Origin of the sequence: Sphingobium yanoikuyae (assembly GCF_013001025.1) — a bacterium.
Lineage (GTDB): Bacteria > Pseudomonadota > Alphaproteobacteria > Sphingomonadales > Sphingomonadaceae > Sphingobium > Sphingobium yanoikuyae_A.
Genome location: NZ_CP053022.1, coordinates 11259 through 35506 on the forward strand (window position 1 = coordinate 11259; position 24248 = coordinate 35506).

Annotated in this window: 17 protein-coding genes; 9 read left to right on the forward strand and 8 right to left on the reverse strand. The window is 63.9% G+C overall.

Going from position 1 to position 24248, the window contains the following annotated elements; all coding sequences use genetic code 11:
- Positions 1-504: 504 nt before the first annotated feature.
- Genes HH800_RS25310 through HH800_RS25325 form a run of 4 tightly spaced genes read left to right on the forward strand, consistent with a single transcriptional unit; the run spans position 505 to position 5259 of the window.
- The gene (locus HH800_RS25310) at positions 505-2025 is read left to right on the forward strand and encodes a TolC family protein (RefSeq protein ID WP_017502346.1); all 1521 of its coding nucleotides are present in this window, start codon (positions 505-507) and stop codon (positions 2023-2025) included.
- Positions 2022-3026 carry an HlyD family secretion protein gene (locus HH800_RS25315; protein WP_017502347.1) on the forward strand — a complete coding sequence of 335 codons (1005 nt, stop codon included), beginning with the start codon at positions 2022-2024 and terminating at the stop codon, positions 3024-3026. The genes HH800_RS25310 and HH800_RS25315 overlap by 4 nt, the downstream gene beginning before the upstream one ends.
- A complete protein-coding gene (locus tag HH800_RS25320; protein WP_017502348.1) occupies positions 3023-4150 on the forward strand; it encodes an ABC transporter permease in 1128 nt (375 codons plus the stop codon). The genes HH800_RS25315 and HH800_RS25320 overlap by 4 nt, the downstream gene beginning before the upstream one ends.
- On the forward strand, positions 4147-5259 hold the full coding sequence (locus HH800_RS25325) for an ABC transporter permease (protein WP_017502349.1): 1113 nt from the start codon (positions 4147-4149) through the stop codon (positions 5257-5259). The genes HH800_RS25320 and HH800_RS25325 overlap by 4 nt, the downstream gene beginning before the upstream one ends.
- A 377-nt stretch (positions 5260-5636) precedes the next feature.
- On the opposite strand, the gene HH800_RS25330 is transcribed toward HH800_RS25325, so the two are convergent.
- From HH800_RS25330 to HH800_RS25340, 3 genes are all read right to left on the reverse strand, one after another.
- Entirely contained in the window at positions 5637-7202 is a 1566-nt protein-coding gene (locus HH800_RS25330) for an IS630 family transposase (protein WP_235682145.1), read from the reverse strand.
- 600 nt (positions 7203-7802) lie between these two features.
- Positions 7803-8876: an alpha/beta hydrolase gene (locus tag HH800_RS25335; RefSeq protein ID WP_026109426.1), complete on the reverse strand. Its 1074-nt coding sequence runs from the start codon at positions 8874-8876 to the stop codon at positions 7803-7805.
- A 16-nt stretch (positions 8877-8892) separates the two neighbouring features.
- The gene (locus HH800_RS25340; RefSeq protein WP_017502353.1) at positions 8893-10038 is read right to left on the reverse strand and encodes an MFS transporter; all 1146 of its coding nucleotides are present in this window, start codon (positions 10036-10038) and stop codon (positions 8893-8895) included.
- A 161-nt stretch (positions 10039-10199) separates the two neighbouring features.
- On the opposite strand from HH800_RS25340, the gene HH800_RS25345 reads away from it, so the two are divergent.
- The gene (locus HH800_RS25345; RefSeq protein ID WP_017502354.1) at positions 10200-11123 is read left to right on the forward strand and encodes a LysR family transcriptional regulator; all 924 of its coding nucleotides are present in this window, start codon (positions 10200-10202) and stop codon (positions 11121-11123) included.
- 198 nt (positions 11124-11321) lie between these two features.
- Here the strand turns inward: HH800_RS25345 and HH800_RS25350 are convergent, their stop codons facing one another.
- The 3 genes from HH800_RS25350 to HH800_RS25360 are packed head-to-tail and all read right to left on the reverse strand — an operon-like array spanning position 11322 to position 13665.
- Positions 11322-12437 carry an NADH:flavin oxidoreductase/NADH oxidase gene (locus tag HH800_RS25350; protein WP_069335654.1) on the reverse strand — a complete coding sequence of 372 codons (1116 nt, stop codon included), beginning with the start codon at positions 12435-12437 and terminating at the stop codon, positions 11322-11324.
- A gap of 29 nt (positions 12438-12466) precedes the next feature.
- Entirely contained in the window at positions 12467-13150 is a 684-nt protein-coding gene (locus tag HH800_RS25355; protein WP_169863447.1) for a type 1 glutamine amidotransferase domain-containing protein, read from the reverse strand.
- A gap of 5 nt (positions 13151-13155) precedes the next feature.
- A complete protein-coding gene (locus HH800_RS25360) occupies positions 13156-13665 on the reverse strand; it encodes an SRPBCC domain-containing protein (protein ID WP_169863499.1) in 510 nt (169 codons plus the stop codon).
- Positions 13666-13766: 101 nt separating this feature from the next.
- Between HH800_RS25360 and HH800_RS25365 the strand changes: the two genes are divergently transcribed.
- The 4 genes from HH800_RS25365 to HH800_RS25380 all read left to right on the forward strand — a co-directional run bounded on the left by HH800_RS25365 (position 13767) and on the right by HH800_RS25380 (position 19480).
- Positions 13767-14720 carry a LysR family transcriptional regulator gene (locus HH800_RS25365; RefSeq protein ID WP_017502358.1) on the forward strand — a complete coding sequence of 318 codons (954 nt, stop codon included), beginning with the start codon at positions 13767-13769 and terminating at the stop codon, positions 14718-14720.
- Between the two features lie 448 nt (positions 14721-15168).
- Positions 15169-16770, forward strand: coding sequence for a glycoside hydrolase 43 family protein (locus HH800_RS25370; RefSeq protein WP_038292984.1), 1602 nt, complete (start codon positions 15169-15171; stop codon positions 16768-16770).
- A gap of 23 nt (positions 16771-16793) precedes the next feature.
- Entirely contained in the window at positions 16794-18362 is a 1569-nt protein-coding gene (locus HH800_RS25375; RefSeq protein WP_169863448.1) for an MGH1-like glycoside hydrolase domain-containing protein, read from the forward strand.
- The gene (locus HH800_RS25380) at positions 18359-19480 is read left to right on the forward strand and encodes an endo-1,4-beta-xylanase (protein ID WP_017503742.1); all 1122 of its coding nucleotides are present in this window, start codon (positions 18359-18361) and stop codon (positions 19478-19480) included. The genes HH800_RS25375 and HH800_RS25380 overlap by 4 nt, the downstream gene beginning before the upstream one ends.
- Here HH800_RS25380 and HH800_RS25385 read toward each other — a convergent pair.
- Positions 19477-21066 carry a glycoside hydrolase family 28 protein gene (locus HH800_RS25385; protein WP_169863500.1) on the reverse strand — a complete coding sequence of 530 codons (1590 nt, stop codon included), beginning with the start codon at positions 21064-21066 and terminating at the stop codon, positions 19477-19479. The two genes, HH800_RS25380 and HH800_RS25385, sit on opposite strands and share 4 nt — an antisense overlap.
- A 65-nt stretch (positions 21067-21131) precedes the next feature.
- Entirely contained in the window at positions 21132-24230 is a 3099-nt protein-coding gene (locus HH800_RS25390; RefSeq protein ID WP_026109729.1) for a TonB-dependent receptor domain-containing protein, read from the reverse strand.
- Positions 24231-24248 lie beyond the last annotated feature (18 nt).

Genomic DNA, 24248 nt, shown 5'->3' on the forward strand with positions numbered 1-24248 from the left:
ATCGAGAAAATCCTAATGATAACGGACGGTCCGTTTGTGAGAGGCGCGAAGTGGCGGCTGAAAGGCCGCAAAGGGTCGCGAGTTGCCTAAGCGTCGAACACCTTGGGCAGGGACTTTGCTGCCGTTCGCCTGCGGCATGTCGAACGGCGCCTCTCGTCAGAAGCCGACATTCAACGTTCGCCCGACCGGCCTCTGGTTATGTCAGAAGCTTGGCCGTTATACCAAGGATCATAGATGATGACTCCCCGCGCCAATGCCGAGGCGATCAAGGCGGCGGGCATTTTCCAGCGCTTTTATGTCTCGACCGGCATCGGCCATGAGTTCCTGACCTAGGGGCCAAACCTGTACGAAATGGCGCCGTTGCTGTTTCGCGACCGCACGGGGGCGGGGCATCCGAGGAATTCAATTGCGCGCGTGTTTCATTGCAAATATGCGTAATCGAAGATCACGCCGTCGCGGGAGCGACCCTCGGCGGCGTGGCAGGCAAAACAGGGGCGGAGCAGGGTGCGCAGCACGAAGCGGCAGGATCTACACGTCGCGCACCGTTGCTGCAGCGGGCCTGCCGCGCTCGCCCTACTGCTCGCCTCTACCGGCACCGCAGTAGCGCAGGAGGCGCCGCCGCCCCCGCTCAGTTTTCAGGCAGCGCTCGCCAGGCTCGACAAAGCCTCACCGGGGCTCACCGGCGACGACCATGCCGTCCGCGCCAGCGAGGAAATCGCCGCCGCCACCCGAACGCTGCGCCGCCCGGTGGTCACCGCCTCGGCGAGCGTGATCGAATATCAGAAGACGCTCTCGGTCGACCTGTCCGAGCCCAAGGCCGATGCGCTGAGCGCCACCAACGGCTTTCTAGACCAGCTTGGCGGGCAATTCTCCGGCGCGAGCGCGCAGATTGTGGCGCAGGTGACCCAGCGGATCGGCGCGGCCCTGCCCCGGCTGTTTGGCGCGATTCCCAACACGCTGGAGTTCCAGACGCGCGACACCGTGTTCCGTCCGGCGATCACCGCGGCGATGCCGCTCTATACCGGCGGCGCGATTCCCGCCGTCCAGAAGGGCGCGGACGCAGCGGTAGGCATCGCCCGGGCCAAGCAGGCGGGCGGGCAGGATCTCTCCCGCGTCAATCTGGTGCGCGCCTATTTCGGCCAGAAGGTCGCGAGTCAGCTGACCGTATCAACCCGCGAACAGCTCGAAGCCTTCGACCGGCACCTCTCGGACGCGCGCAAGCTGGAAGCGGAAGGCGTGCTCGCCCATGCCCGGGTGCTGGAGGTGGAGGTCGCGCGCAACACCGCCCAGCGCGCCTTCGAGCATGCCCGCAGCGAGGAGGCGATCGCCACCGATACGCTGGCGCGGCTGCTCGATCAGCCGCTGGGCGTCACCGCCTCCACTCCGCTGTTCGTCCATTCGGAGCCGCTGCCGCCGCTCCAGCGCTTCCTCGACGGCATCGACCAGTCGCCGCGCGCGCAGGGTGCGGATGCCGCCAAGAGCGCAGCGCAGGCCGGGGTGGATCTCGCCAAATCGCGTTATCGCCCCCAGGCCTTCGCCTTCGGCAGCTACAACGCCAATCGCAACAACGCGCTGCCGACCGAGCCCGACTGGATCGCCGGCGTCTCGCTGCGCATGACCCTGCTCTCCAACTTCGATCGCCAGAAGGCGCTCTCGGCCGCCCGCGAGAACCAGGCCGCCGCCGCCGATGCCGCCGCGCAAGCGCGCCGCGACGTCGCCGGTGAGATCGTTCGCGCCTGGAACATCGCCGAAGCGGCGCGCCGCTCCTTCCTGCTGCTCGATGCCAACCTCGCCGCCGCGCAGGAAAATCTGCGCGTGCAGCAGCTTTCCTTCCGCGAAGGCGAGGTCGCCTCATCGGCGCTGATCGATGCCGAGGCGGCGCTGTCGACAGTCCGCACCCAGCGGCTCGCCGCCGCCTATGAATATGACCTGGGGTTGATGGCGCTGCTCGCCGCCAGCCACCGCGTCGACGACTATAGCGACTTCATGGCGCGTGCCGACCGGCACGTGGAGGACCAGCAATGACCGACGAGACCGCGGCTCCGCCGCGCCGCAAGCCGCCCATCCTCGCGATCGTGCTCGGCATCGCGGTGCTGGTGCTGATCGTCGGCGGGCTGTGGCTCGCCAACCGGCCCGCACCCGAGCAGCTGCAGGGCATGGTCGATGCCGACGAGGTCAATGTCGCCACCAAGGCGCTCGCCCGCGTCGAGACTCTGGTGGCCGAGGAAGGCCAGCGCGTCCGCGCCGGCACGCTGCTCGCGACGCTGTCGAGCCCGGAGATCGCCGGCGGCAAGGCGCAAGCGCAGGGCGCGGTGGACGCCGCCCGCGCGATCGCCTCGGAAACCAATGAGGGCGTGCGGCAGGAGGACATCGCCTCGTTGCGCTCCACTTGGCAGGCGGCGCAGGCGGCAGCCGACCTCGCCGCGGTGACCAGCCGGCGCACCGCGAACCTTTATGCGCAGGGCGTGGTCGCGGCGCAGCGGCGCGACGAGGCGGCGGCAGCGCGCGACGCCAGCGCCAAGCAGGCCGAGGCCGCGCGGCAACAGTATCTCAAAGCGCTCGCCGGCGCACGCCCGCAGAACAAGCAGGCGGCCAACGCCCAGGTCCGCATCGCCGAGGCGGCGCTGCAGACCGCCACCGCGCTCGGCAGCGAGACCCAGCTGGTCTCGCCGATCAACGGCGAGGTTTCGCGCAAGCTTGTGCAGCCCGGCGAAGTCGTCAGCCCGGTGATCCCCGCCTATCAGGTGCTCGACATCGACCATAGCTGGGTAGCGCTCACCGTGCGCGAGGATCGCTTCAAGTGGATCGCGATGGGCAAGCGGCTGCACGGCCACATCCCCGCGCTCGGCCGCGACGGCGATTTCGCGGTCTATCATATCGCCCCGCGCGGCGACTTCGCGACGTGGCGCGCAACGCGGCAGGCTTCGGGCTATGACGTCCGCGCCTTCGAGGTGAAGCTGCGCCCGGTTACGGCGATCCCTGGCCTGCGCCCCGGCATGAGCGTGCTGTTCGACTGGCCGCAATGAGCGCCTTCGGCCACGCCTTGGGGGCGGAGCTGCGCCATCTGGCGCGGGACCGCTGGGACCTGGCCGGGCTGACGCTGATCCCCGCGCTTCTGCTGTTTCTGATCGGTGCGATGTTCTGGCAGGGATCGATGCGGCGGCTGCCGATCGTGGTGATTGACGACGATCGCAGCTCGGCGAGCCGCGATATCCTGCGCGCGATCGACGCGGCGCCGCTGGTCCATATCGTCGCGATGCGCGCCACCGAGGCGGAGGCAGTGGAGGAAGTGCGGCGCGGCCATGCCAATGGCTTCGTCCACCTGCCCAAGGATCTCGGCGCGGGGCTTGCCCGCCACCGCACGCCGGTAATCCGCATCCTATACAATGCCAGCTTCCTATCTTCCGGCTCGCAGGCGGCGAGCGGTGCGGAGAGCGCGGTGCAGGCCGCCGCCGCGTCGCTGGTGGTGGACCAGCTTTCCGGCCACGCCCTGCCCCCGGATCCGACGCGGCGCTTCGCCGTCGAGGCGGTGCCGCTCAACAACGCCGCGTCGAGCTTCGAGTGGTTCCTCGGCACGCTGATCTATCCGGCGGTGCTGCATCTGGTCGCGGCGGTCACCTCCGCGATGGCGCTGGGCCGGGAACTGGAGGGGCGGTCGCTCGGCGGCTGGGCGGCGCGCAGCGGCACGATCGTGCCCGCACTGTTCGGCAAGCTGCTGCCGTATGTCGGAGCCGCAAGCCTGTGGGGCATCGCCTGGCTGCTGTTCGTGACGCTGGGGCGCGGCTGGCGGGTGGAGGGCAGCGTAGCGGCGATCGTCGCGGGGCAGACGCTCTTCTATCTCGGCACCGCCGCGATTTCCGCGCTGCTCGTCGCAGCCACGCGCGAAACCGCCACGGCGCTGTCGGTCTGCGCGGTCTATGCGGGTTCGGCGTTAGCCTATGCGGGCGCCACCCTGCCGCTCAACGGCGGCAGCGGCTTCGCGCGCTTCTGGAGTGAGGTGCTGCCCCTCACCCATTACCTCGCGCTCCAGACCGGGCAGCTGGGCGGACAGGATGTCGCCACCATCTTCCCGCCGATTCTGGCACTGCTCGCCTATGTGCTGGTGCCGGGCGCGCTCGCCTGGCTGCTGATCCGGCGGCAGGCGCGATGAGTTTCGCCGCCGCCTTCCGCGCCACCTGGGCGACGGTGCTGACCTCCCGCACCCTGCTCAGCACGATGCTGCTCGCGGTGGTGCTCTATGCCTTCTACTATCCGGCGCCCTACAGCCAGGAAGTCGCTCAGCAACTGCCGGTGGTGCTGGTCGATGAGGACGGCAGCGCGCTCAGCCGCGAGCTGGTCCGCAACCTCGAAGCCACGCGCGCCGTGATCGTGGCCGAACATGCACCGAGCGTAGCCGAGGCTCAGGCGCAGCTCCGCGCGGGCAAGGTGGACGGCGTGGTGCTGATCGCCCGCGGACTGCAACGCCAGCTGCGTACCGGCGCGCCGGGGGCCGGGATCGCGGTATGGGTCAATGCCTCGTACCTCCTGCGCGCCAGCACGATCGGCGAGGCGGTGACCGAGGTGCTGCGCGATCTCGCCGTCGAGAAGCTGGACGTGCTGGGCCAGGCCGTGCGCACCGGGCCGCCGGTCACCATCGTCCGCGAGCCGATGTTCAACCCGACCGCGGGCTACAAGGGCTATGTCTTCCCCGCCGTGACCATCGTCATCATCCAGCAGACCCTGCTGTTCGGCGTCGCTACCTTCGTCGGCGGGCGGCGGCGCGATGGGCGCTGGCGGATGGGGCATGGCGAATATCTCGGCACGTGGGCAGCGTTCACATCGGTTGGGCTGCTGACCTGCCTGTTCCTGTTCGGCTTCATCTTCTGGGTGCAGGGCATCCCGCACGACGAGAATGTCGCGGGCATGCTGCTCGCCGCGCCGTTGTTGGCGGCCTCGGTCGCCGGGCTGGGGCTGTGGCTGGGCAGCTATTTCGACCGGTCTGAGCGGGCGATGATGATCCTCGCGCCCACCTCCGCGCCCTTCTTCTTCCTCTCGGGCACTGCCTGGCCGCTCGACCAGATGCCGGGCTTCGTCCGCGCGGTGGCGAAGCTGATCCCCTCGACCAGCGGCGTGCAAGTATTCGTGCCGCTCAACCAGATGCACGCCAGCCTCGCCGACGTGGCGCCGGGGGTGCTCACGCTCCTCGGCCTTGCGCTCCTCTATGGCGGGCTAGGCTGGTGGCGGATCACCGGGCTGCGTCAGAAGCTGAAGCTGAGCTAGCCGGCGACGAAGTCCGAACTCGCATAGCCTGCCTTGGCCGACGCCGGCCCAGCGGCGAGATGCTCGTAGCGGCCGGTCAGCGACAGCCGCGGGGTGAGTGACCAAACCTCCTGCAGCCGAGGGACATCGGAGGTCCGAGTGTGGCGGACTTCACTCTTTATACCGAAGGCGATCAACCACGATGCGGAAGGCTGTGGTTGCCTAGGGCCGCTTTCGGCCCGAGCGGTCGTTCAAAGTGACTGGTGGGAACGGCTTGAGCTGGTCGACTGACGCCGCCCCCTCCTGACGTGTCGGAAGGCACTTTCGGGAAATGCTGTTCGTCCGCCCCCGGAAGGTTGAGCATGCCAAAATTCAAAAGCGCCCACTCGAGCGGATTATTATCTCCAACGCGGATCCTTGCAATTATTGCTATCTGAGAAGGTGGCCTCGCTACGCTCCTCACCCCAGATGCGCTTGCCAGCCCGCTTGGGATGCTCGCGAAAGTGCTGGTTGCGCCCGGCGAAATAGCTGTTGATGGCTGCCCGTGCTTCGTCGACCGACTCATAATTGCTATTGTGGATGGTTGCCCGAGCCATCCCGCTGAAGATTGATTCAATGACGTTCAAGAACTGAGCGCCCGCTGGCAGTGGAGCCGTTTCGACGCGCGGGCGTCTAGCCACCTCGGCGATCGCATTGTGATCCTGGATCCGTTGGTGCAGCTTTTTCGACATGTGCCAAGACGCGGCATCCCATGACAGATAGAGAGTGCGTCGATCGGCATATTGCTCGATCAGCACTTCCATCATGCGTATCATCTCGGCTGTATTCTTTCGCTCACTGTAGAAGTGCGTGACTTGGTTTCCGCTTAACTCCAGCGCCGCCGTCATGATCATGCAGCCCTTTGATCGCTGCCATTGTGGGACCACACGGTGTGGGCCAGGAGGATCGAGCTTGACTCCAGACTTCATTTTGACTGCGAAGGGGCCGAACTCGTCGATCGAGAAGAAGGCCTCATCTGACGCCAGTTTACCCAATATGGTCTGCACAGCCGCCAGTTTCTCCCGGTAGGCAGGGTCTTGGGATGTCAGCACGATCCTCGCCTTGCGCCATTTCCAGCCGGCATCCTTGACGATCTGCCGCACAACGTGAAGGCACGCCGGATGCCCCACCGAGGTTAACACCATCCGGAGATCGCGCATGGTCCAAGACGTACGATTGATGCCATGATCTTTTGGCGGCTCATGGAGAATGCGGAAAACGGCGGCCTTCAGATCCTCTTGCTGAGCCTTCAGCACTCCCCTGCTTATTGGGGCAAGCAATTGCTCGACGCCGCCAGCTTGGAACGCTCGAATATGGCGTCTGCAACTATTCCGGCTTAGCCCGAGGCACGCAGAGATGCGCCGGATCGGGAAGCCCTGCGCATAGGCTAGGACAGTGATGGCCCGATTGCGCCGCCGGCTGCTGGGATCATGGACGCAAGGCAGAAGCTTTGAAGCGACCTCGGCTGACACCCGTAACGGGGTTCCAAGGTGGTTTCCCCTAAGCTCATTGATCCAATGCGCCACCTCAAGCCCCTGCTCGGCACGGCGGTCGCGCTCCAGACTGAGAGCGATGGTCGAGCCCGCAGCCGCTGCGTCAGCCTTGAGCCGATAGGCTCGGGACCCTTGAGCGAAAGCCACGCATGCGCCTGATGCGTCAAAGCCAAACGGTCGAACCGCGATTTTCACATACGAAGACTGGGCTTTCCGGCATTGCCTGCGGACGGCATCATAACTGCCAAGGCTGCCATGCTGATCTCGCAGCGACTCGTAAATCGCCTTCATCGTGCGGCGCTCCCGCTGCGGCTTCGCTTCATCCTCGATAAGCATTGAGGTGATAGTGGGCACATACGGGGCGATTGCTGGCGGGCGGCTCGGACGGCGATATTTGGCGGGCTGCTCCTGCGCGAGCATCTTGCGGACCACGGCTCGGCTAAGCCGTTGCGATCGGGCAACTCCTCTGATCGACTGCCCGTCGATCAAGACGAGTTTACGAATGCGGGCCCATTGGACAGGATCTGTATGCATCGCCGGGGACCTCCCAGCTGACATCATGCCGGATATGAGTTAATGCCTGTCGAACTCCGGCTGTGACCGAATCTCTAGCGCCCATTCTGCACTCATTGCCCTCGGCATAGATCTCAGCTCTCGTCAAAATAGCGTGAAGCCTGATGCCCTCGTCTCAAAACCGCTTGTGCCCCCCTATCTATTCGACTCCTATCAACGTCGCGACAGACCGGTTTCGACGTGACCGGACATTCATATTGCCGCGTAGGAAAGGCGAGATTTGGTCGCGACCTGCCGGTTACCGGACAGTCCGGACCTGGGGATGCGAAATTGGTGCCTGAATGGCGACAAAGGGTCGGCAGCGACCCCGCGTTAATCCCTGCCGCCGCTTTGAACGGGAGCCCTTCTCAAAGCCAGCCATTTTCGCAAGTCTGGCATCTGCCAGACAGAATGGCACTGGCAATGAGAATGAATCCCTTTGACAGCATAGTAGGTGGGCATGACGCCCACCCACTTGTTTCAGGCCGCGAGGTGGTCGTTGAAGAATGTCGTGAGCTTGTCGAACGGGATGATGTCAACCTGATCGTAGAGGTCCGTGTGCGTGGCGCCAGGAATGATCATCAACTCCTTGGGTTCAACCGCTGCCGCATAGGCCGTCTCGCTGAAATAGCGCGAATGTGCCTTCTCGCCATGGATGAGCAGCACCGGTCGGGGAGCGATCTCCGCGATATAGGTTAGGATCGGCAGATTGAAGAACGGCAGCGGCGTGGTGAGCGACCATGCGGCGTTCGAGTTGATCGCGCGGGGATGGAAGCCGCGCTTCGTCTTGTAATAGGCCGCATATTGCACGACGAACTCGGGTTCGCCGCCCTTCAGCTCCAGGGAGACCGGGCCATAGGCCGGAGTGCCCTTCTCGGCGTCCGTCCAGCGCTGGCGGCTCATCTGCTCCAACGCCTCGGTGCGCTGCTGCGGGGGCGTGCTGTCATTATAGCCCTTCGACATGACGCGGGTCATGTCGTACGTGGTGCTGGCGACGACCGCCTTGATCCGCTTGTCGATGGCGGTGGTGCTGAGCGCCATGCCGCCCCAGCCGCAGATGCCGATGACACCGATGCGCTCGCGGTCGATCTCCGGCCGCAGCCCGATGAAGTCGACGGCCGCGCTGAAATCCTCGGTGTTGATGTCCGGCGATGCAACGTTGCGCGGCTCACCGCCGCTCCCGCCGGTATAGGACGGATCGAAGGCGAGCGTTGCGAAGCCGCGCTCGGCCATGGTCTGAGCATAAAGGCCCGAAGACTGCTCCTTGATCGCCCCGAACGGACCGCTGACCACGATCGCCGGGAGCTTCTCGGTGCCGCGCTCCCTGGGGAGATACAGATCGGCTGCAAGCGTGATGCCGTAGCGGTTCTTGAACGAGACCTTCTGGTGATCGACGGCGTTGCTGCGCGGGAATGTCTTGTCCCAATCTTGTGTCATATCTGGAGCCTTTGCTGGGGAAATGGAAGGGATCGAAAGCACGCCAAGGGTGACGAGACCGGCTGCGCCAGCCCTGAGCACGCCGCGGCGCTCGAATGAGGAGGATCGGTCGGTCATGGCTGGGCTCTCCTTGTCAGGCCAGTTGTTCGGCGAAGATCGGCATGGTGCGGATGCGCGACGTGACGACCGCCAGCAGCGACGCGATAACGAGTAGGGCGGCTGCGACGCTGAACGGGCCGCGATAGCCCCAAGCATCGAACAATGTGCCGCCGACCATCGCGCCGAGCATGATCGCAAGCTGGATGATCGCGACCATCAAGCCGCCACCGGCTTCCGCCTCATGTGGCATAGTCTTGCTGAGCCAGGTCCACCATCCAACCGGCGCGGCGGTGGCGAGCAGGCCCCAAAGGGTGAGGAGCAGGCCGGCGGTCAGGGGCGTGCCGTCAACTTCGACCAGCGTGATGGCAATGACTGCCAGCATGGCCGGGATGGTGATCAGCAGGCTGTAGAGGTGTGACTTGAGCAGCCAGCCAATCATGATCGTGCCAACAAAGCCAGCAATGCCCAGCGCCAGAAGTATGGCCGAGATCAGCGGCGCGTCGTTCCCCGTCACCAGGTCAAGGAACGGACGCAGATAAGTGAGCAGCGTGAACTGACCGAAGAAGAACAGAGAAACGGCAATCATGCCGATGGCGAACTGCCGATGTTTCAGCAGAGCGAACACGTCGCGTGCGCGGAACGTCGCTTTTTCGGGTGGCAGGGCCGGAAGGCTGCGCCACTGCCAAACGAACGCGATGACGGCGAGCGGCACCACGCAGAAGAAGGCGCCGCGCCAGCCGATCAGGCCGCCGAGGAAGCTGCCGATGGGGGCGCCCAATGTGGTCGCGACCGCATTCCCGCCATTGAGGATCGCCAATGCCTTAGGCACGGACTCCTCGGGCACGAGGCGCATAACGACTGCTGCCGATATTGACCAGAATCCGCCGATCGCGACCCCGAGCAATGCGCGCCCTGCCATCAGCAGCGGGGCATTGGGCGCGAGTGCGACCATCACGCCGGACATGACCATCAATGCGGTGAAGATTAGCACGACGCGACGCCTGTCAGAAACGCCGATGATCGCCGAGATGAACAGGCTAGTGATGAGCGCGAAGAGGCCGGAGATGGCAATCGACTGGCCAGCATGCCCCTCAGTGATCGCCAAATCGCGCGCGATCGGGCTCAACAGGCTGACCGGCATGAATTCCGATGATATCAGTATCGTGGCGCACAGCGCCATTGCTATCACCGCGCCCCAGGCAGGCGCTGTCGCGATTTTGCCGGATGCCGGCATGGTCTACCTCGTAGTTCTCGGATGAATTTCTCCTCCACTATCTAGCCCGCGCGTCGATCCATAATTAGAGGTCTAAATCTTCTGATAATCAGTAGGGATTTTAATTAATGGCGCGGGACACGCTGAGCGACATCACCGCCTTCGTCCATGTGGCGCGCGAGCGCGGTTTCACCAAAGCAGCCGGTAAGCTCGGGCTTTCCCAGTCCGCGATCAGTCAGATCGTCAAGAAACTGGAGGACCGGCTCGGGGTCCAGTTGCTCGTCCGCACAACCCGCAGCGTGGCGCCGACAGAAATCGGCGAGAGGCTGCTCCAGAAGGTCAGTCCCTATCTGGACGGGATCGAGGCGGAACTGGCCGCGGTCAACGAAGTGCGAGACAGGCCTACGGGCAAGATCCGTATCAGCGCATCGGACCACGCCATCAACGAACTTCTGCTGCCCAAGCTGACCGCTTTCATGAGGGACTATCCTGACGTCAGTGTCGAGATGATCACCGACTATGGTCTGATCGACATTATCAGCGAGCGCTATGATGCGGGCGTGCGCTACGGCGAAACTCTGGCGAAGGACATGATCGCCGTCCGCATCGGGCCGGACGCCCGCATGGTCGCCGTCGGCTCGCCAGACTACTTCGAGCGTTATGGTCGGCCTGAAAGCCCGTCCGATCTCCAGTCGCACAATTGTATCGGGCTGCGCCAGACCTCCGGACGGCTCTACGCCTGGGAATTGCAGCGGGAGGGCGAGACGGAGATCAAGGTGCAAGTCGGCGGGCAGCTAATCTTCAATAACAGCTATTCCTGCCTCGGCGCAGCCGTTGCAGGACTGGGTCTCGCCTTCATCCCGCAGGATCTGGCGGAAGCACATCTGCAAGCCGGCAGGCTGGAAATCGTACTCGACGAGTGGAGCCTGCCATTCCCCGGCTTCTATCTCTATTATCCGACGGTCACGCAGCCATCGCTCGCCTTCTCGCTGCTAGTCGAGGCCTTGCGGTATCAATGGCCGGAACGGACCATAAGATTGGGCGGCAAGTAATCGTGGAGCTGCGCGTTGCAGGGCGACCAAGGAAAGCAGACTGACCGCATCTGGGCATCGGAAATCGACGGCTGAGCGACCGCAAAGGGTCGAAATTTCACGCCGGTCCATCCGGGGCCGAGATTGCCATTTCGCCAGCATGACCGCCGCCCACGGCCGCTACGATAATCGCGAACCTCGACCTCCCCGGCGGTCAGATCATTGCGCAGCCGCCTTGCCAATGCCGCGATAGCGCGACAGCCAGTGGGCATAGGGTGCGGGAAGCACCCAAGCCGGCTTCTCAACGCCGAGTGCCTGCGCAGCAACATAGGGATAATGCGGATCGGCCAGGTGCGCACGCGCGATCATGACGAGATCGAGTTCGCCCTTTTCGACCGCCGCATTGGCGACCTCGGGCCCGTCGATGCACCAGGCGGTGGCGACCGGCAGGCCGGTTTCCCGCCGCAGGCGGCCGGCATAGGGCGCCATGAAGCCCTCTGCCCATGGCGTCTTGCCCTCGATCGTCGAGAAACCGATGCTGACATTGAGCATGTCGAGCCCGCGTGCCTTGAATTCATTCACCAGCGCAATCGATTCCACCAGCGTCTCCTCGTCGCGGCCGTCAAACTCGATGACGCCGAAGCGCGCAGTCAGCGGCAGATGCTCCGGCCACACCTTGCGGACCTCCTCCAGCGTTTCGATGAGGAAGCGGCCACGCCCGCGCCAGTCGCCGCCATATTGGTCAGTGCGCTGGTTGGCATGGACCGAGAAGAAGCTCTGCGCGAGATAGCCGTGCGCGAAATGCAGTTCGAGCCATTCGAAACCGGCGGCCAGTGCGCGCTTTGCAGCGGCGACGAAATCGGCCTTCACCCGCTCGATATCGGCAAGAGTCATCTCGCGCGGCACGCGGGGCAGGCCACCGCCGAACGGAATCGCGGACGGCGAGATCGGCTCCCAGCCGCGCGGATCGCCGGCAGGGATATGATCGTCGCCCTCCCAAGGCAGGTTTGCGCTCGCCTTGCGGCCGGCATGGCCGATCTGGATGCCGGCTACGGCGCCTTCCGCTTTGATCTCGGCGGCGATGCGGGCCATGCCCTCGATCTGGCCGTCATGCCACAGGCCGGTACAGCCCGGCGTGATCCGGCCATCGGCCGACACGCCGGTCGCCTCGACGATCACCAGCCCTGCGCCGCCACGCGCGATCGAGGGATAATGGATCCAGTGCCAGCGGTTGGTGACACCATCGATGGCGCTATACTGGCACATCGGCGGCACGGCGATGCGATTGCGCAGGGTGACGCCCTTCAGTTTGAACGGCTCGAACAATGCGGACATGAAAGCTCCTTGGCGGGCAAAAAAGGGGATCAGCCGCGCACGGCTGCGAGGACGAGGTGCGCGACTTCCTCCGACGATTGCGGGTTCTGGCCGGTAACCAGCTTGCCATCACGGCGCGCGAAGGGCTGGAAGGCCGGGCCGCTTTCATAATGCGCACTGAGATTGCGGATCCGGGTTTCGAGCAGGAAGGGCACCTGCTGCGTCAGGCCGGCCATCTCCTCTTCCTCGTTGGAGAAGGCGGACACAGTGCGTCCGGAGACGAGCGGCTTGCCGGCTTGATCCTTCGCGCTGACGAGGCCGGCCGGGCCGTGGCAGACGGCAGCGACGACCTTGCCTTTCGCCCAGGCATCGGACAATAGCGCGCCGAGCGTGGCATTGTCCGGCATGTCCCACATCGTGCCGTGGCCTCCCGGCAAGAACACGGCGTCATAGTCGTCCGCGCGCACATTCGCGATGGCCGGGGAGGATTTGATCTTTGCCATTGCAGCAGCATCGGCGAGGAAGCGATCGACGCTGACAGGGTTCTTGCCGGCTTCCTCGATCGAATGGGGATCGACCGGCACCTGGCCGCCCGCGACAGAGGCGATGTCCACCTCGGCACCGGCATCGCGGAACACATAATAAAGCGTGGTCAGTTCTTCGAACCAGAGGCCAGTCTTGCGGTCGCTGGCGCCGATCCGGTCATGCGAGGTGAGAATGATGAGGATTTTCATGGAGTTCAGCCTTTCGTGCTGCGGGCGGCGACAATGAGGCCGTCGAGCCAGTCCTGATGACCATTGATCATGGGATTGGGTTTCGTTGTTGCCAACGCCTTCGCCGGCGCGCCGTTCTGCGTTTCCTGGGTGAGGATGCGGACGCGGCCACCGGGGAGATTCTCGACCAGCCAGGCATGGTGGACATCAAGGCGGCTATCGCCTTCGCCAGCCCAGCCGTGCCAGGCGACACGGCCCGGTGCGTTGTCTGACGGCGCGACATATTCCACCACCTCGGCCTCGACCGGGAAACCGAAGGTCTCGAAATAGAAGCGCGTTCCGCTGGCCAGTTCAGGGCCGCCACCATCATAAAAGCGAATGTTGGCAATGTTGGCGTAATAATCCGGCCAGCGGGGTGCCTCGGCCAGCAGCGGCCAGATATCAGCGGCATTCAGCCCCGCCACGATCACCTCGTTCGAGGCGAAATTGTCGCTGAAGCCGGGGAGAAAGCCCTCGGGCCAGTGGATTGCGTTCATCATGATGTCGCCCTCGATAATATGGATCGGTTGCCGCTTTCCTCGAAATGGGCATCGTGCAATGATAAGGCAAATAAGCTCCATCTATCAGGGCTATCATCGTGCGTGATATCAGAACGATCGATCTCAACCTGCTGCGCGCGCTCGATGCGCTGCTCGACGAACGCAACGTCAGCAAGGCGGCGGAGCGGCTCGGCGTCACCCAACCCGCTGTCAGCGGCATGTTGACGCGACTGCGCGAGAGTTTCGACGACAGCTTGTTCGTGCGCTCGCAGCGCGGTGTGCAGCCCACATTGCGCGCCCTCGCGCTGGCCGAACCGCTCAAGCAGATCCTCGCCAATGTCGAAGCCCTGCTGCGGCCGGCAGCCTTTGATCCGGCGACGGCATCCTTGACGCTGACTTTGGCAGCCACCGACTATGCCCTTCAGGCGGTGGTGGTGCCGTTCGTGATGAAGCTGTGCCGTTACGCACCCGGAATCCGGGTCGCGACACGACCGATCGACAATGACAGGATCGCCCAGCAGTTCGAACGGGGTGAACTGGATCTGGCGCTGATGACACCGGAATCCGCCCCGCTCGACCTCCATTCGCGGCGCCTGTTCGACGAAACCTATGTCTGCGCATTGCGGGCCGGCCATCCCGATGCCGGCGGCACGACGATTTCGATCGAGCGTTTCTGCGCGCTCGATCACGCGCTGGTGTCCTTCTCAGGTGGCTCGTTCCACGGCGTCACGGACGAAGCACTGGCCCGTGAAGGGCGGGAAAGGCATGTGGCGCTGTCATTCCACAGTTTCCTCGCTCTGGCGGAGGTGCTGCGAGCCACCGATCTCATCGCGGTCGTGCCACGGCGGCTGGCGGCTGCCTCCGATGGTCTAGCACTGATCGAGCCACCGGTCGCCGTTCCGGGCTTCACCAAGCTTGCCGTGTGGCATGGACGCACACACAATGACGCAGGACATCGCTGGGTGCGTGCACTTCTTTTCGAGACATGCGGCGCGGTCGATGCGCTCAGCAGCGAGTTCCTGCGATGCTGCAGCCTAGATCAGACGGGTTGATCGCACTCGGGCCTTCGCCGCAATGGTCTGGTCAAGGGCAGGCCTCTGGCGCTTGGCCAACTCCCTTCCCGCGATGAGCAAAGCCTTGGAGCCGTCTATTTGTGCCGGTGGTCGAGCATTTCTAATGCCCAGCAGAGCCTAACGGTAGCAAATCCTTGCTGATAAGGGGCAGCCGAAACTGGCAAGTCTCGGGCATCCGGAAAGGAAAAGCGGACGGGCTGCACGTGGGAAAGAAAAATTGGTGGTTGAACGGCCGGGAAGGGGCGAAACTGGCAGCATATCAACATCGAACAAATGATCGTGGTGAAAACGTACCTAGACAATGGTAGCGCTATCTAAAAATGGTTGCGTTACGGCACTCTTCCAAGCACAATCAGTCCATCAACGAGCAAAGCCCATTCTAAAGCCTTGCCGACAGGAGGGATATCTGATGCCGCTTCAAGGCGGAATGCTGGCAAGACTGTTATGCGCTGCATCTCTGATTTGCGCCACTGGTGCCGGGGCGGAGGCGTCACCCTCCGCATCGACATACGTCAACCCCATCCTCTACGCCGATTATTCCGACCCCGACGTCATTCGCGTCGGACAGGATTATTATATGGTGGCATCGAGCTTCCATTTCTCGCCCGGCATCCCGATCCTCCATTCCCGCGACCTGGTCCACTGGTCGATCCTTGGCCATGTCTTGCCGCGCCTGCCGTTCGCGCCCGAATATGACATGCCCGGCCCCCACAGCCTGACCGACGCGATTTCCAAGCCGATCGGCGACACGCGCTATGCCGGCGGCGTCTGGGCGCCGTCGATCCGCCATCATGCCGGCCTGTTCTACGTCTATTGGGCGACGCCGGACGAGGGCATCTTCATGGCCACCGCCAGCAAGGCGGAAGGCCCCTGGAGCGCGCCGGTCAAGGTGATCGACCAGCCGATGCTGGAAGACCCCTGTCCCTTCTGGGACGATGATGGCCAGGCCTGGCTGGTCCATTCCCGCCATGGCGCCGGGCCATTGATCCTCCATCGTATGAGCGCGGACGGCAAGAGCGTGCTCGATGGGGGAACGGTGATCGTCGAGGACAAGCAGAAGCTGCCGATCCTGGAAGGCCCCAAATTCTACAAACGCAACGGCTATTATTATATCTTCGCGCCCTATGGCGGCGTGGAGAAGGGCGCGCAGGCCGCTCTGCGCGCGCGCGACATTCGCGGCCCCTATGAAGCGAAAACCGTGCTGGCCCAGGGCAGCAGCGCTCTGCAAGGGCCACATCAGGGTGGCTGGGTCGAAACGCCGTCGGGCCAGGGCTGGTTCATCCATTTCAACAGCAGCGGCGCCTTTGGCCGCATCACCTATCTGGAACCGCTCAAATGGGTCGATGACTGGCCGGTGATCGGCGACCTGCGCCCTGGCAGTGATGTCGGCCAGCCGGTCGAGCGTCATGCCATGCCGTACACGGGATCGCCCCTAACGAAGGATCGGCTCCAGGACACGGACGCATTCGGCAGCGCGAAACTGGGGCCACAATGGGAATGGAACCATAATCCGGACAACCGTGCCTGGAGCCTTACTGCACGCCCCGGTTTCCTGCGTCTCCAAGCCCTGCCCGCCGACCATCTGGTGACTGCCCGCAACACGCTGACCCAGATATTGCAGGGACCGAGCAGCCGGATCACGACCCGGATCGAGATCGGCCGGATGACCGATGGCCAGCGGGCGGGGCTTACCCTGTTCGGCGTAAAGCCAAGCTGGATCGGCATCGTCCGGCAGGATGGGCAGTCGCATCTGACTCTGGCGTCAGCCGGGGACGAAACCACCGGCCCAGCCCTCACCGGCTCCTCCGTCGAATTGCGGGCGGAGGTCAGCGAAGACCAGATGGTCCGTTACAGCTACAGTCTCGACGGCCGCGCATTCCAGCCGTTCGGCGACGCCATCGCCCTCCCGCGCTTTTCCTGGTGGAAGGGATCCCGACCGGGGCTGTTCACCTTCACGCGCGGCAAGCCCGACGGTTCTATCGACGTTGACTGGGTCCGGGTCGATCATCCCGCGCCTGCCGCGCCATAACGCCAGTTTCCAGGGGAAATTAAATGGATCGACGTTCCTTCCTGCTCACCGCCACGAGCGCCCTTGCCAGCGCTGGCACAAGTCGTATGGCCTATGCGGGGCCTGCCGCCGACACGCCGCGCTTCAGCACCGCCAACCGTCTTTGGCAGGCGGCCTATGACAAGGCGCTGGAAGTACTGGCCGCCAACGTTCAGGTCATGCCCTATGTTAGCAAGCCGGTGCTGATCGAAGGCGCCGTCTATCAGGGCATCTGGCAGGAATGCGGACCGCACGAGGCACTGGTCTATCGCAAGTTCCGGCCGGACGTGGCCCGTAACAGCCATATGACCTTTTTCGAATTGCAGCGGGCGGACGGCCAGTTGCCCGCCAACAACAAGATTGTCGAAACCGGCTTTGGCCAGATCCAGATGGTCGTGCCGATCGCTGCCACCGCCTGGGAACTGGCGCGGGCGACCGGCGACAGCGCGCTGCTGGAGGCCAGCTACCGCGCCTGTTCGGCCTGGGATGGCTGGCTGATGCGCTATCGCAATATACGCGGCACCGGACTGGTCGAAGGATTTTGCACCTATGACACCGGCCATGACAACAGCCCGCGCTGGGCCGGCATGCCCAACCAGTGCCCGAACAAGGATGCCCGCACCCATCACCCCATCGCCACCCTGCCCCGTCTGTGCCCGGACCTGTCCGCAACCGTTTATGGCGGGCGCAGGGCCTTGGCCGAAATGGCAAAGGAGCTCGGCAAGACCAGCGAGGCCGACCGCTGGGCAGCGCAGGCCGAGCATATTCGCGGCCTGATCCTTTCCAAACTCTATGTGCCGGAAGATGCGGCCTTCTACGATCTGGATGCCAAGGGCGATTTCGTGCGCGTGCGTTCCGACATTCTCTCGCGCGTCTGCGGCGAACATGTGCCCGACCAGGCGCTGTTCGACATGCTCTGGACCCGGCAACTGCATAATCCGGCAGCCTTCTGGGCACCCTATCCGCTGACGTCGGTGGCAATGGACGACCCTGCCTTTGTCGGATCAATCCCGGCCAACAGCTGGGGCGGCGCCACCCAGGCGCTGACGGCATTGCGCGCCGGCCGCTGGTTCGACCATTATGGCCGCACCGCCGAGTTCAGCCAGATGATGAATCCCTGGTGCGCAGCGCTGATCCGCGACATGACCTTCCGCCAGCAGATGGACCCGCGTACCGGCGCCTTCACCCATGCCGAGGCCGCCGGCTACTCCCCCGCCGCGCTGGTGATGGTCGATTATAGCTGGCGGCTTGTCGGCGTCTGCGAGGAAGCCGACGACCTGCACTGGAATGTCCGCCCCGGCCATGAAGCGGCGCAGGCCACCCGCCTGTCGATGCCGACCGATGCAGGGCGCAGTGCCGCCATGGCCTATCGTGCCGGCGGCGCCGACCTTAACCTTGCGGGCGCAGAAATCGGCCGGATCGAAGGCGGGGCCGCGCGCCTCGTCACCGACAAGCAGGGCAAGCCGCGCCATCTGATCGGCATTGAGCCGAAAGCGCAGACGATCCGGCTGCGCCTGACTGGACAGCCCATGCGCCAACTGACCCTGCACGCCAATGAACGGGTCACGCTGTGAACCGGAGTATCAACCGCCGCAGCCTGATCGCGGGCGCCGCGGCCCTGGCCCTGCCGGTTCCTGCCTGGGCAAGATCGGCAAGCTCCCTCGCCACGCTGGGCGCCGCCAAGGGCATCCGCTTCGGCAGCACGGTCGGCAAGGATAATTTCGCCGACCCCGGCTATCGCGCGCTCAATGCCGCGCAATGCGCGCTGGTCGTGCCGGAAAATGAAATGAAATGGTCGATCACGCGTCCCGATGCGCAGCATTTCGACTTTCGCGCCGCCGACCGGATCGTCGATTGGGCTGGTGCCAACGGCCTTGGCGTGCGCGGCCACACCTTGTTGTGGCACAGCGAGCGATGGATGCCGCAATGGGTGGCGGAGCATGATTATGGCCCCAATCCCAGAGCAGAAGCGGAACGGCTGCTGACCGACCATGTCGCCACGGTCGCCGGCCGCTATGCCGACCGGATCGACAGCTTCGATGTCGTCAACGAAGCGATCGATTCCGAAACCGGGGCGCTGCGCGACACCGCTTTGTCCCGGCATATCGGCGCGTTCGAGACTATCGACATCGCCTTTCGCACCGCGCGCGCGGCAGCGCCCAAGGCCCAATTGGTCTATAATGACTATATGGGCTGGCGCGCAGACGAGGGCGTGCATCGGGATGCGGTGCTGCGCCTGCTGGAACAGATGCGCAAGCGTGGCACGCCCGTCGATGCTCTCGGCATACAAAGCCATCTCGGCAGCAAGTTCAGCGATACGCCGACGGGGCTAGGGTCGTTGGATGAGCCCGCCTTCCGCCGCTTCCTGGATCAGGTCACCGGCATGGGCCTTGGCCTGCTCGTCACGGAAATGGACGTGCATGACAATCCGCTGCCCGGCGCCATCCGTCCGCGCGACGCGCAGGTCGCTGCCCATGCCAAGGCCTATCTCGACCTGATGCTATCCTACCCCCAGACGAAGACGGTGATGTGCTGGGGCCTGTCCGACCGCTATAGCTGGCTCAGCGGCATGCGGCTGCGGCCCGACGGCATGGCCAAGCGGCCCTGCCCCTTCGATGCCGATTTTCACCCCAAGCCGTTCCGCGATGCGATCGCGGCGGCTTTCGCCGCCGCACCAGACCGCAGAAGTTAAAAGTCGCCGGACAGCGAGCCGTCGCTCCGGCGGTCCGCAATCCAGCGCGACCCACTGCTGCGAAAGCCGGTGACCCGGTCAAGCGACCAGGTCGTGCCGCGTGGCGCGCGCAGGCCGACAAAGTCGGCATCCTGCACATCCTCCAGCCGGAAGGCGGCGCGCGGATCGGGCGCGGCCACCGCCACCTCGACATTGCTGAAGCGGATATTGCGCGCATGGCGGACGAAGAAGCCGGTGGCGGGCAGATCGCCGAACATCGTCGCTTCGGGATAGGCCAGTTCGGCCTCGGGCGGACGCACCTTGGCCATCGCCGTCGGCGCACCACCGACATGCTGGAAATGGCAGTCGGCAATCGAGACATCCTCGATCGGGTGATCGATCAGTCCCGCAATCACCGATGGCAGCATATTGGCGCTCGAACTCACCACATTCTGGATGAGGATGCGCTTCATCGTACCGATCGGCACGCCCGCAGGTCCGCGCATCCGCTTGCCCAACCGCAGGAACAGCGGCGCGTCTATGATGCCCCGCATGGTGATGTTGCTGACCGTCACATCCTCGACCACCGCGCCATCGACCGTCTCGAACGCCAGTCCCCGGCTATCCTCGAAGATGCAATTGCTGATCGTGATGTTGCGGAAGCCCCCATTGGTTTCGGTGCCAAACTTGATCCGGCCGTGAATCTTGGGCGCAAAGGATGGCGGCATCTTGCGCCAGCTACCATCCAGCACCGACCCGACTTCATAATTGCCGGTGACGAAACAGTCCGAAATGGTGAGATTTTCGGTAATGCGGGGATGGCCCAGCGCATAGCTGCTCTTGGGGCAGATGCCGTCATCCCACGGGGAATTGACGGTGCAATTGCTGATCCGCACATTGCGGCAGCAATCAATGTCGAACCCGTCGCGGTTGGTGTCTACCAGCACATTGTCGATGGTGAGATTATCGACCCCCGTGGCAAGCAATGCGAACCAGCCGCCCTCCAATATCCTGATGTCGCGCAACAGAACGTTGCGACAATTTTTGAGCGCGATCGCCTTGTTGCCGGTACCGGGACCGGTCGGATCCTTGAGCCAATTATCCTTGCCGTCCCCCCGGCCCAGCCCCTTGCCCCAGATCAGCCCCGGACCAAGGATCGCGATGTCGTTCAGCCCCTCGCCCCAGATCAAGCTGTTGCGCCAATGGCTGTGCCCGAAATCCTGATAGGCCCCCCACTCCCCGATCGGTTCGGCATGGTCATAGCCTTGCGTGTCGGTCGGCGCGGCGGCCAGCAGGACAGCGCCGTCCGCCAGGAACAGCGTGACCCGGCTCTTCATCCGGATCGTATAGCTGGCATAGGAGCCGGCCGGGAAATAGACGGTCCCGCCGCCCAGCCCTGCGACATGATCGATCGCCTTGTTGATCGCGCCGCTATCGATCGCCGTGCCGTCGCCCTTGGCGCCGAACTGGCGGACATCGACGATCCCGCCAACGGCCCCGGCAGCCGATCCCAGGCCCGCACCGGACGCGGCAAAAGCCGGTTGCGCGATCCCGGCCATGCCTGCCAATGCGCCGCCCTGCAGGAAGCTCCGCCGGTCAAAACCCATCATCCATCCCCTTGTCATGATGAAGGCGGGAACAGTCCAACTGTCCCCGCCCTCCTGTCTCATCTTCAGAATTTCAGCGATGCGCCGATGAAGAACTCGGTCCCCAGCACATCATAGGTCGCCGAGAAGGTGTTCGCATTCGGCCCCTGGGTGGTAACCGGCGGCTTGTTGTTGAACATGTTGTTCGCGCCGCCGAAAATCTCCATCCCGTCACGCAGCTTGTAGTTGAACGACAGGTCGAAATAATTCTGATCGTTCAGCACCGGATAGGCAAAGCTGTCGAGGCTCGGCGCGTTCGCCGCCCCCTGACGATGCGGTACGACATAACGGTCGGTCGTGACCTTGCCGATATAGCGATGCCGCAGGCTGAGGCTCAGATCCTCAACATTCCAGGTGATGCGCGACGTCGCCCGCCAGCGCGGCAGCGGCTGCCCGCAGGTCGGGCCATAGGCACCGGCACATTCATTCTTGATGTCGGGCAACGCCGCGACCGGCGTGGACGTGAACTCGTCCAGATAGGTCAGGTTGCTGCTGATATCGAACGAGCTGGTGCTGCCCAGACCCGGAAAGCCGAAACCGACGTCGAAAGAATAGCGCATCGCAAAGTCGATGCCCGACGTCTTGAGCTTGCCGGTATTGGCGTTGCGGATTTGCGCCACATAGGGATCGTTGATCTCGCCCGTATTGGGATTGCGCACGATCGCCCGGCAGAACTCGCTATTGGCGTCCTGAATGACGGTATAGCAGAGGTTGAGCGTGTTCTGCAGACCACCGCCCAACGACGAGATCGCGCCGTCCAGCGAGATATTGAAATAATCGACGCTGAAATAGAGTTTGGGCGCGAAGCTGGGCGTGAACACGGCGCCGACGGTGAACGTGTCGGACTTTTCCGCGCCCAGGTTGACGTTGCCGCCAAAGTCCGCCGGCATGATGTTGTTGGGCTGGACCGCATCGGTGAAGACCGCGCCAGCTGGAACGCCCGTCGCGATGCAGACCGCGCGGACGGCATCGGTCCGCTGCGCCGCCGAAGCGCGCGAGGAACAAGGATCGGTCGCGACACCGACCACGCGGGTCACACCACCATAAAGTTCGTTCACATTGGGCGCACGGATCGCCCGCTGATACTGGCCGCGGAAGGCCAGATCGCGGTTCACCCGCCAGTCGAGCCCGCCCAGATAGGTCCACTGACCGCCAATGCCGGACAGGCTATAGTCGGAATAGCGGAAGCCGCCATTGGCAACCAGGCTCTCCATGAACGGCGTATCGTGGATCAACGGCACGCGCAATTCGCCGAAAATCTCGTTCACCGACACGCTGCCCTTCGTCGGCAGGCCGGGATTGAAACCGGCGACGTCGCCCGAGGCCAGGAAGGAGTCCGGCGTGAAAGTTGCACTGGTCTTGCGCCATTCATAGCCGCTGGAGAAACCGACCGGGCCGGCGGGGAGCTGGAACAGGGTGCCGGTGACACTCGCCTGTGCGACCTGCTGGGTGGCGATGGTCGAGTTTGTGGCGTTGATGCGGATCGCACTCGCGCAGGCTTCGGAAATATTCTGGCCGAAGATGTTGCAGACCGGAGCAGCGCCATTGACCGACAACAATGCCGCCTGCAGCCGGCTACGCGAAATCGCGTTCTGCAGCAGCAGCGTGTCTTCGCTGCGGGCATAGGTATAATAGGCGTCGAACTTGAGATCGGTCAGGACATTGTCCGACACGCTGCCCAGATTACCCTTGAAGCCCCAAGCGCCACGGAACACGTTGCGCCGTTCGCTGGCCAATCGCGGCCCCACCTCGCGATAGCGCCGGCCGGCGGTCAGGACCGCCAGGCCGTCCCCTGCGGTCGTCGTCCGCGTCGCGGTACCGCTGGTGACGGTGGTCGTCCCGGTTTCGGCCAGGTCAAGCTGACGGAGCACTTCCTGCAACTGCGGCGTCAGATAGGGATTATTGACGTCGAACAAGGTGGGCGACCCGACATTGGTCGGCGCCAGCCGGGCATTCACCACATTGCTGCTATAGTGAAGCTCCATATAGCCGGTGATATCATCGGTGAAATCATAATGGCCGAAGCTGTTGATCATCCAGCGCTTCTGCGGCTGGATCAGATAATTGTCGGGCCCCAGATTGAAATCATCCTGCGGCGTGATCTGTGGCCGGGCGGCCGTGCCTTCATCGTTGAAGGTGAAGCCGCGCGACGTCATCGCCGAAAGGCCGGCATTGGCATAGGCGGCATTGAGCGCCGCATTGGAGCCCCCCGCCGCCGGGATACCGGAAAAGCGTCCATTGGGGATATCGCCGCTGCCGCCGGCGACGAAGCCAAGCTCGCCGCCGCCCGCGACACAGCCCAGGCCGGAGGCCGGCGTGAAGGGCGTGCCGGCCCGGTCATGGCCGCCGCTGCCCGGCACGATGCATCCATCGTTGAGCGAGTCATAGGCAAAGCTGCCGCGCTGCCCGCGCGTAATCGAGTTGCGCTTGAGATAGTTGCCCGACACAACCAGATTGCCACGCCCATCAGCGAAATTGCCGCCCATCGTCAGATCGACGGTATAGACGGGCGTCCCGGTGGGACGATCCATGTTAAGCTGGGCGCGCGCTTCCACGCCTTCGAAATCGTCGCGCATGATGAAGTTGACGACGCCGGTGATGGCATCGGAGCCGTAGACGGCCGACGAACCACCCGTCACGATTTCCGTGCGCGCAATCAGGCTCGACGGGATCGTGTTGAGATCGGTAACCTGCTCCGGACCATAAATGGCATAGCGCCGCCCATTGACCAGCACCAGATTGCGGGTCGAACCAAAGCCGCGCAGATTGACGTCGGCAAAGCCGCCGGGAACGGTATTCGAGGTCGCGCTACCCAATTGCGAACCGACCACCTGCGGCAGCTGCGCCAGCGTCTTTTCGACGTTCACATTGCCCGAGAGCTTGATGTCCTCGGAGCCGACCACGCTGACCGGGGTTGAAGCATCGAAGCCATTGCGCGCGATGCGCGATCCGGTGACGACAATATCCGCGGTCGCGGCATCCGAACCGCCTTGCCGCTGCTCAACGGCAGCGACAGCCGGCGTTTCGGCAGAATTTTGCACCTGTGCCAGCGCTGGCACAGTGGGACAAAAAATAAGCGCGGCTCCCGTCAGGAAACGCACGCGCAACGATTGTATCTGCTTCATTCGATCCTCCCCTTCTTT

What these genes read in the sequence shown, in the direction of transcription:
- HH800_RS25315 (WP_017502347.1), top strand. Translation starts at nt 2,022, where the DNA reads ATGACCGACGAGACCGCGGCTCCGCCGCGCCGCAAGCCGCCCATCCTC.
- HH800_RS25325 (WP_017502349.1), top strand. Translation starts at nt 4,147, where the DNA reads ATGAGTTTCGCCGCCGCCTTCCGCGCCACCTGGGCGACGGTGCTGACC.
- HH800_RS25345 (WP_017502354.1), top strand. Translation starts at nt 10,200, where the DNA reads ATGGCGCGGGACACGCTGAGCGACATCACCGCCTTCGTCCATGTGGCG.
- HH800_RS25385 (WP_169863500.1), bottom strand. Translation starts at nt 21,066, where the DNA reads ATGGGTTTTGACCGGCGGAGCTTCCTGCAGGGCGGCGCATTGGCAGGC.
- HH800_RS25340 (WP_017502353.1), bottom strand. Translation starts at nt 10,038, where the DNA reads ATGGCGCTGTGCGCCACGATACTGATATCATCGGAATTCATGCCGGTC.
- HH800_RS25360 (WP_169863499.1), bottom strand. Translation starts at nt 13,665, where the DNA reads ATGAACGCAATCCACTGGCCCGAGGGCTTTCTCCCCGGCTTCAGCGAC.
- HH800_RS25390 (WP_026109729.1), bottom strand. Translation starts at nt 24,230, where the DNA reads ATGAAGCAGATACAATCGTTGCGCGTGCGTTTCCTGACGGGAGCCGCG.
- HH800_RS25370 (WP_038292984.1), top strand. Translation starts at nt 15,169, where the DNA reads ATGCTGGCAAGACTGTTATGCGCTGCATCTCTGATTTGCGCCACTGGT.
- HH800_RS25320 (WP_017502348.1), top strand. Translation starts at nt 3,023, where the DNA reads ATGAGCGCCTTCGGCCACGCCTTGGGGGCGGAGCTGCGCCATCTGGCG.
- HH800_RS25375 (WP_169863448.1), top strand. Translation starts at nt 16,794, where the DNA reads ATGGATCGACGTTCCTTCCTGCTCACCGCCACGAGCGCCCTTGCCAGC.
- HH800_RS25350 (WP_069335654.1), bottom strand. Translation starts at nt 12,437, where the DNA reads ATGTCCGCATTGTTCGAGCCGTTCAAACTGAAGGGCGTCACCCTGCGC.
- HH800_RS25335 (WP_026109426.1), bottom strand. Translation starts at nt 8,876, where the DNA reads ATGACCGACCGATCCTCCTCATTCGAGCGCCGCGGCGTGCTCAGGGCT.
- HH800_RS25355 (WP_169863447.1), bottom strand. Translation starts at nt 13,150, where the DNA reads ATGAAAATCCTCATCATTCTCACCTCGCATGACCGGATCGGCGCCAGC.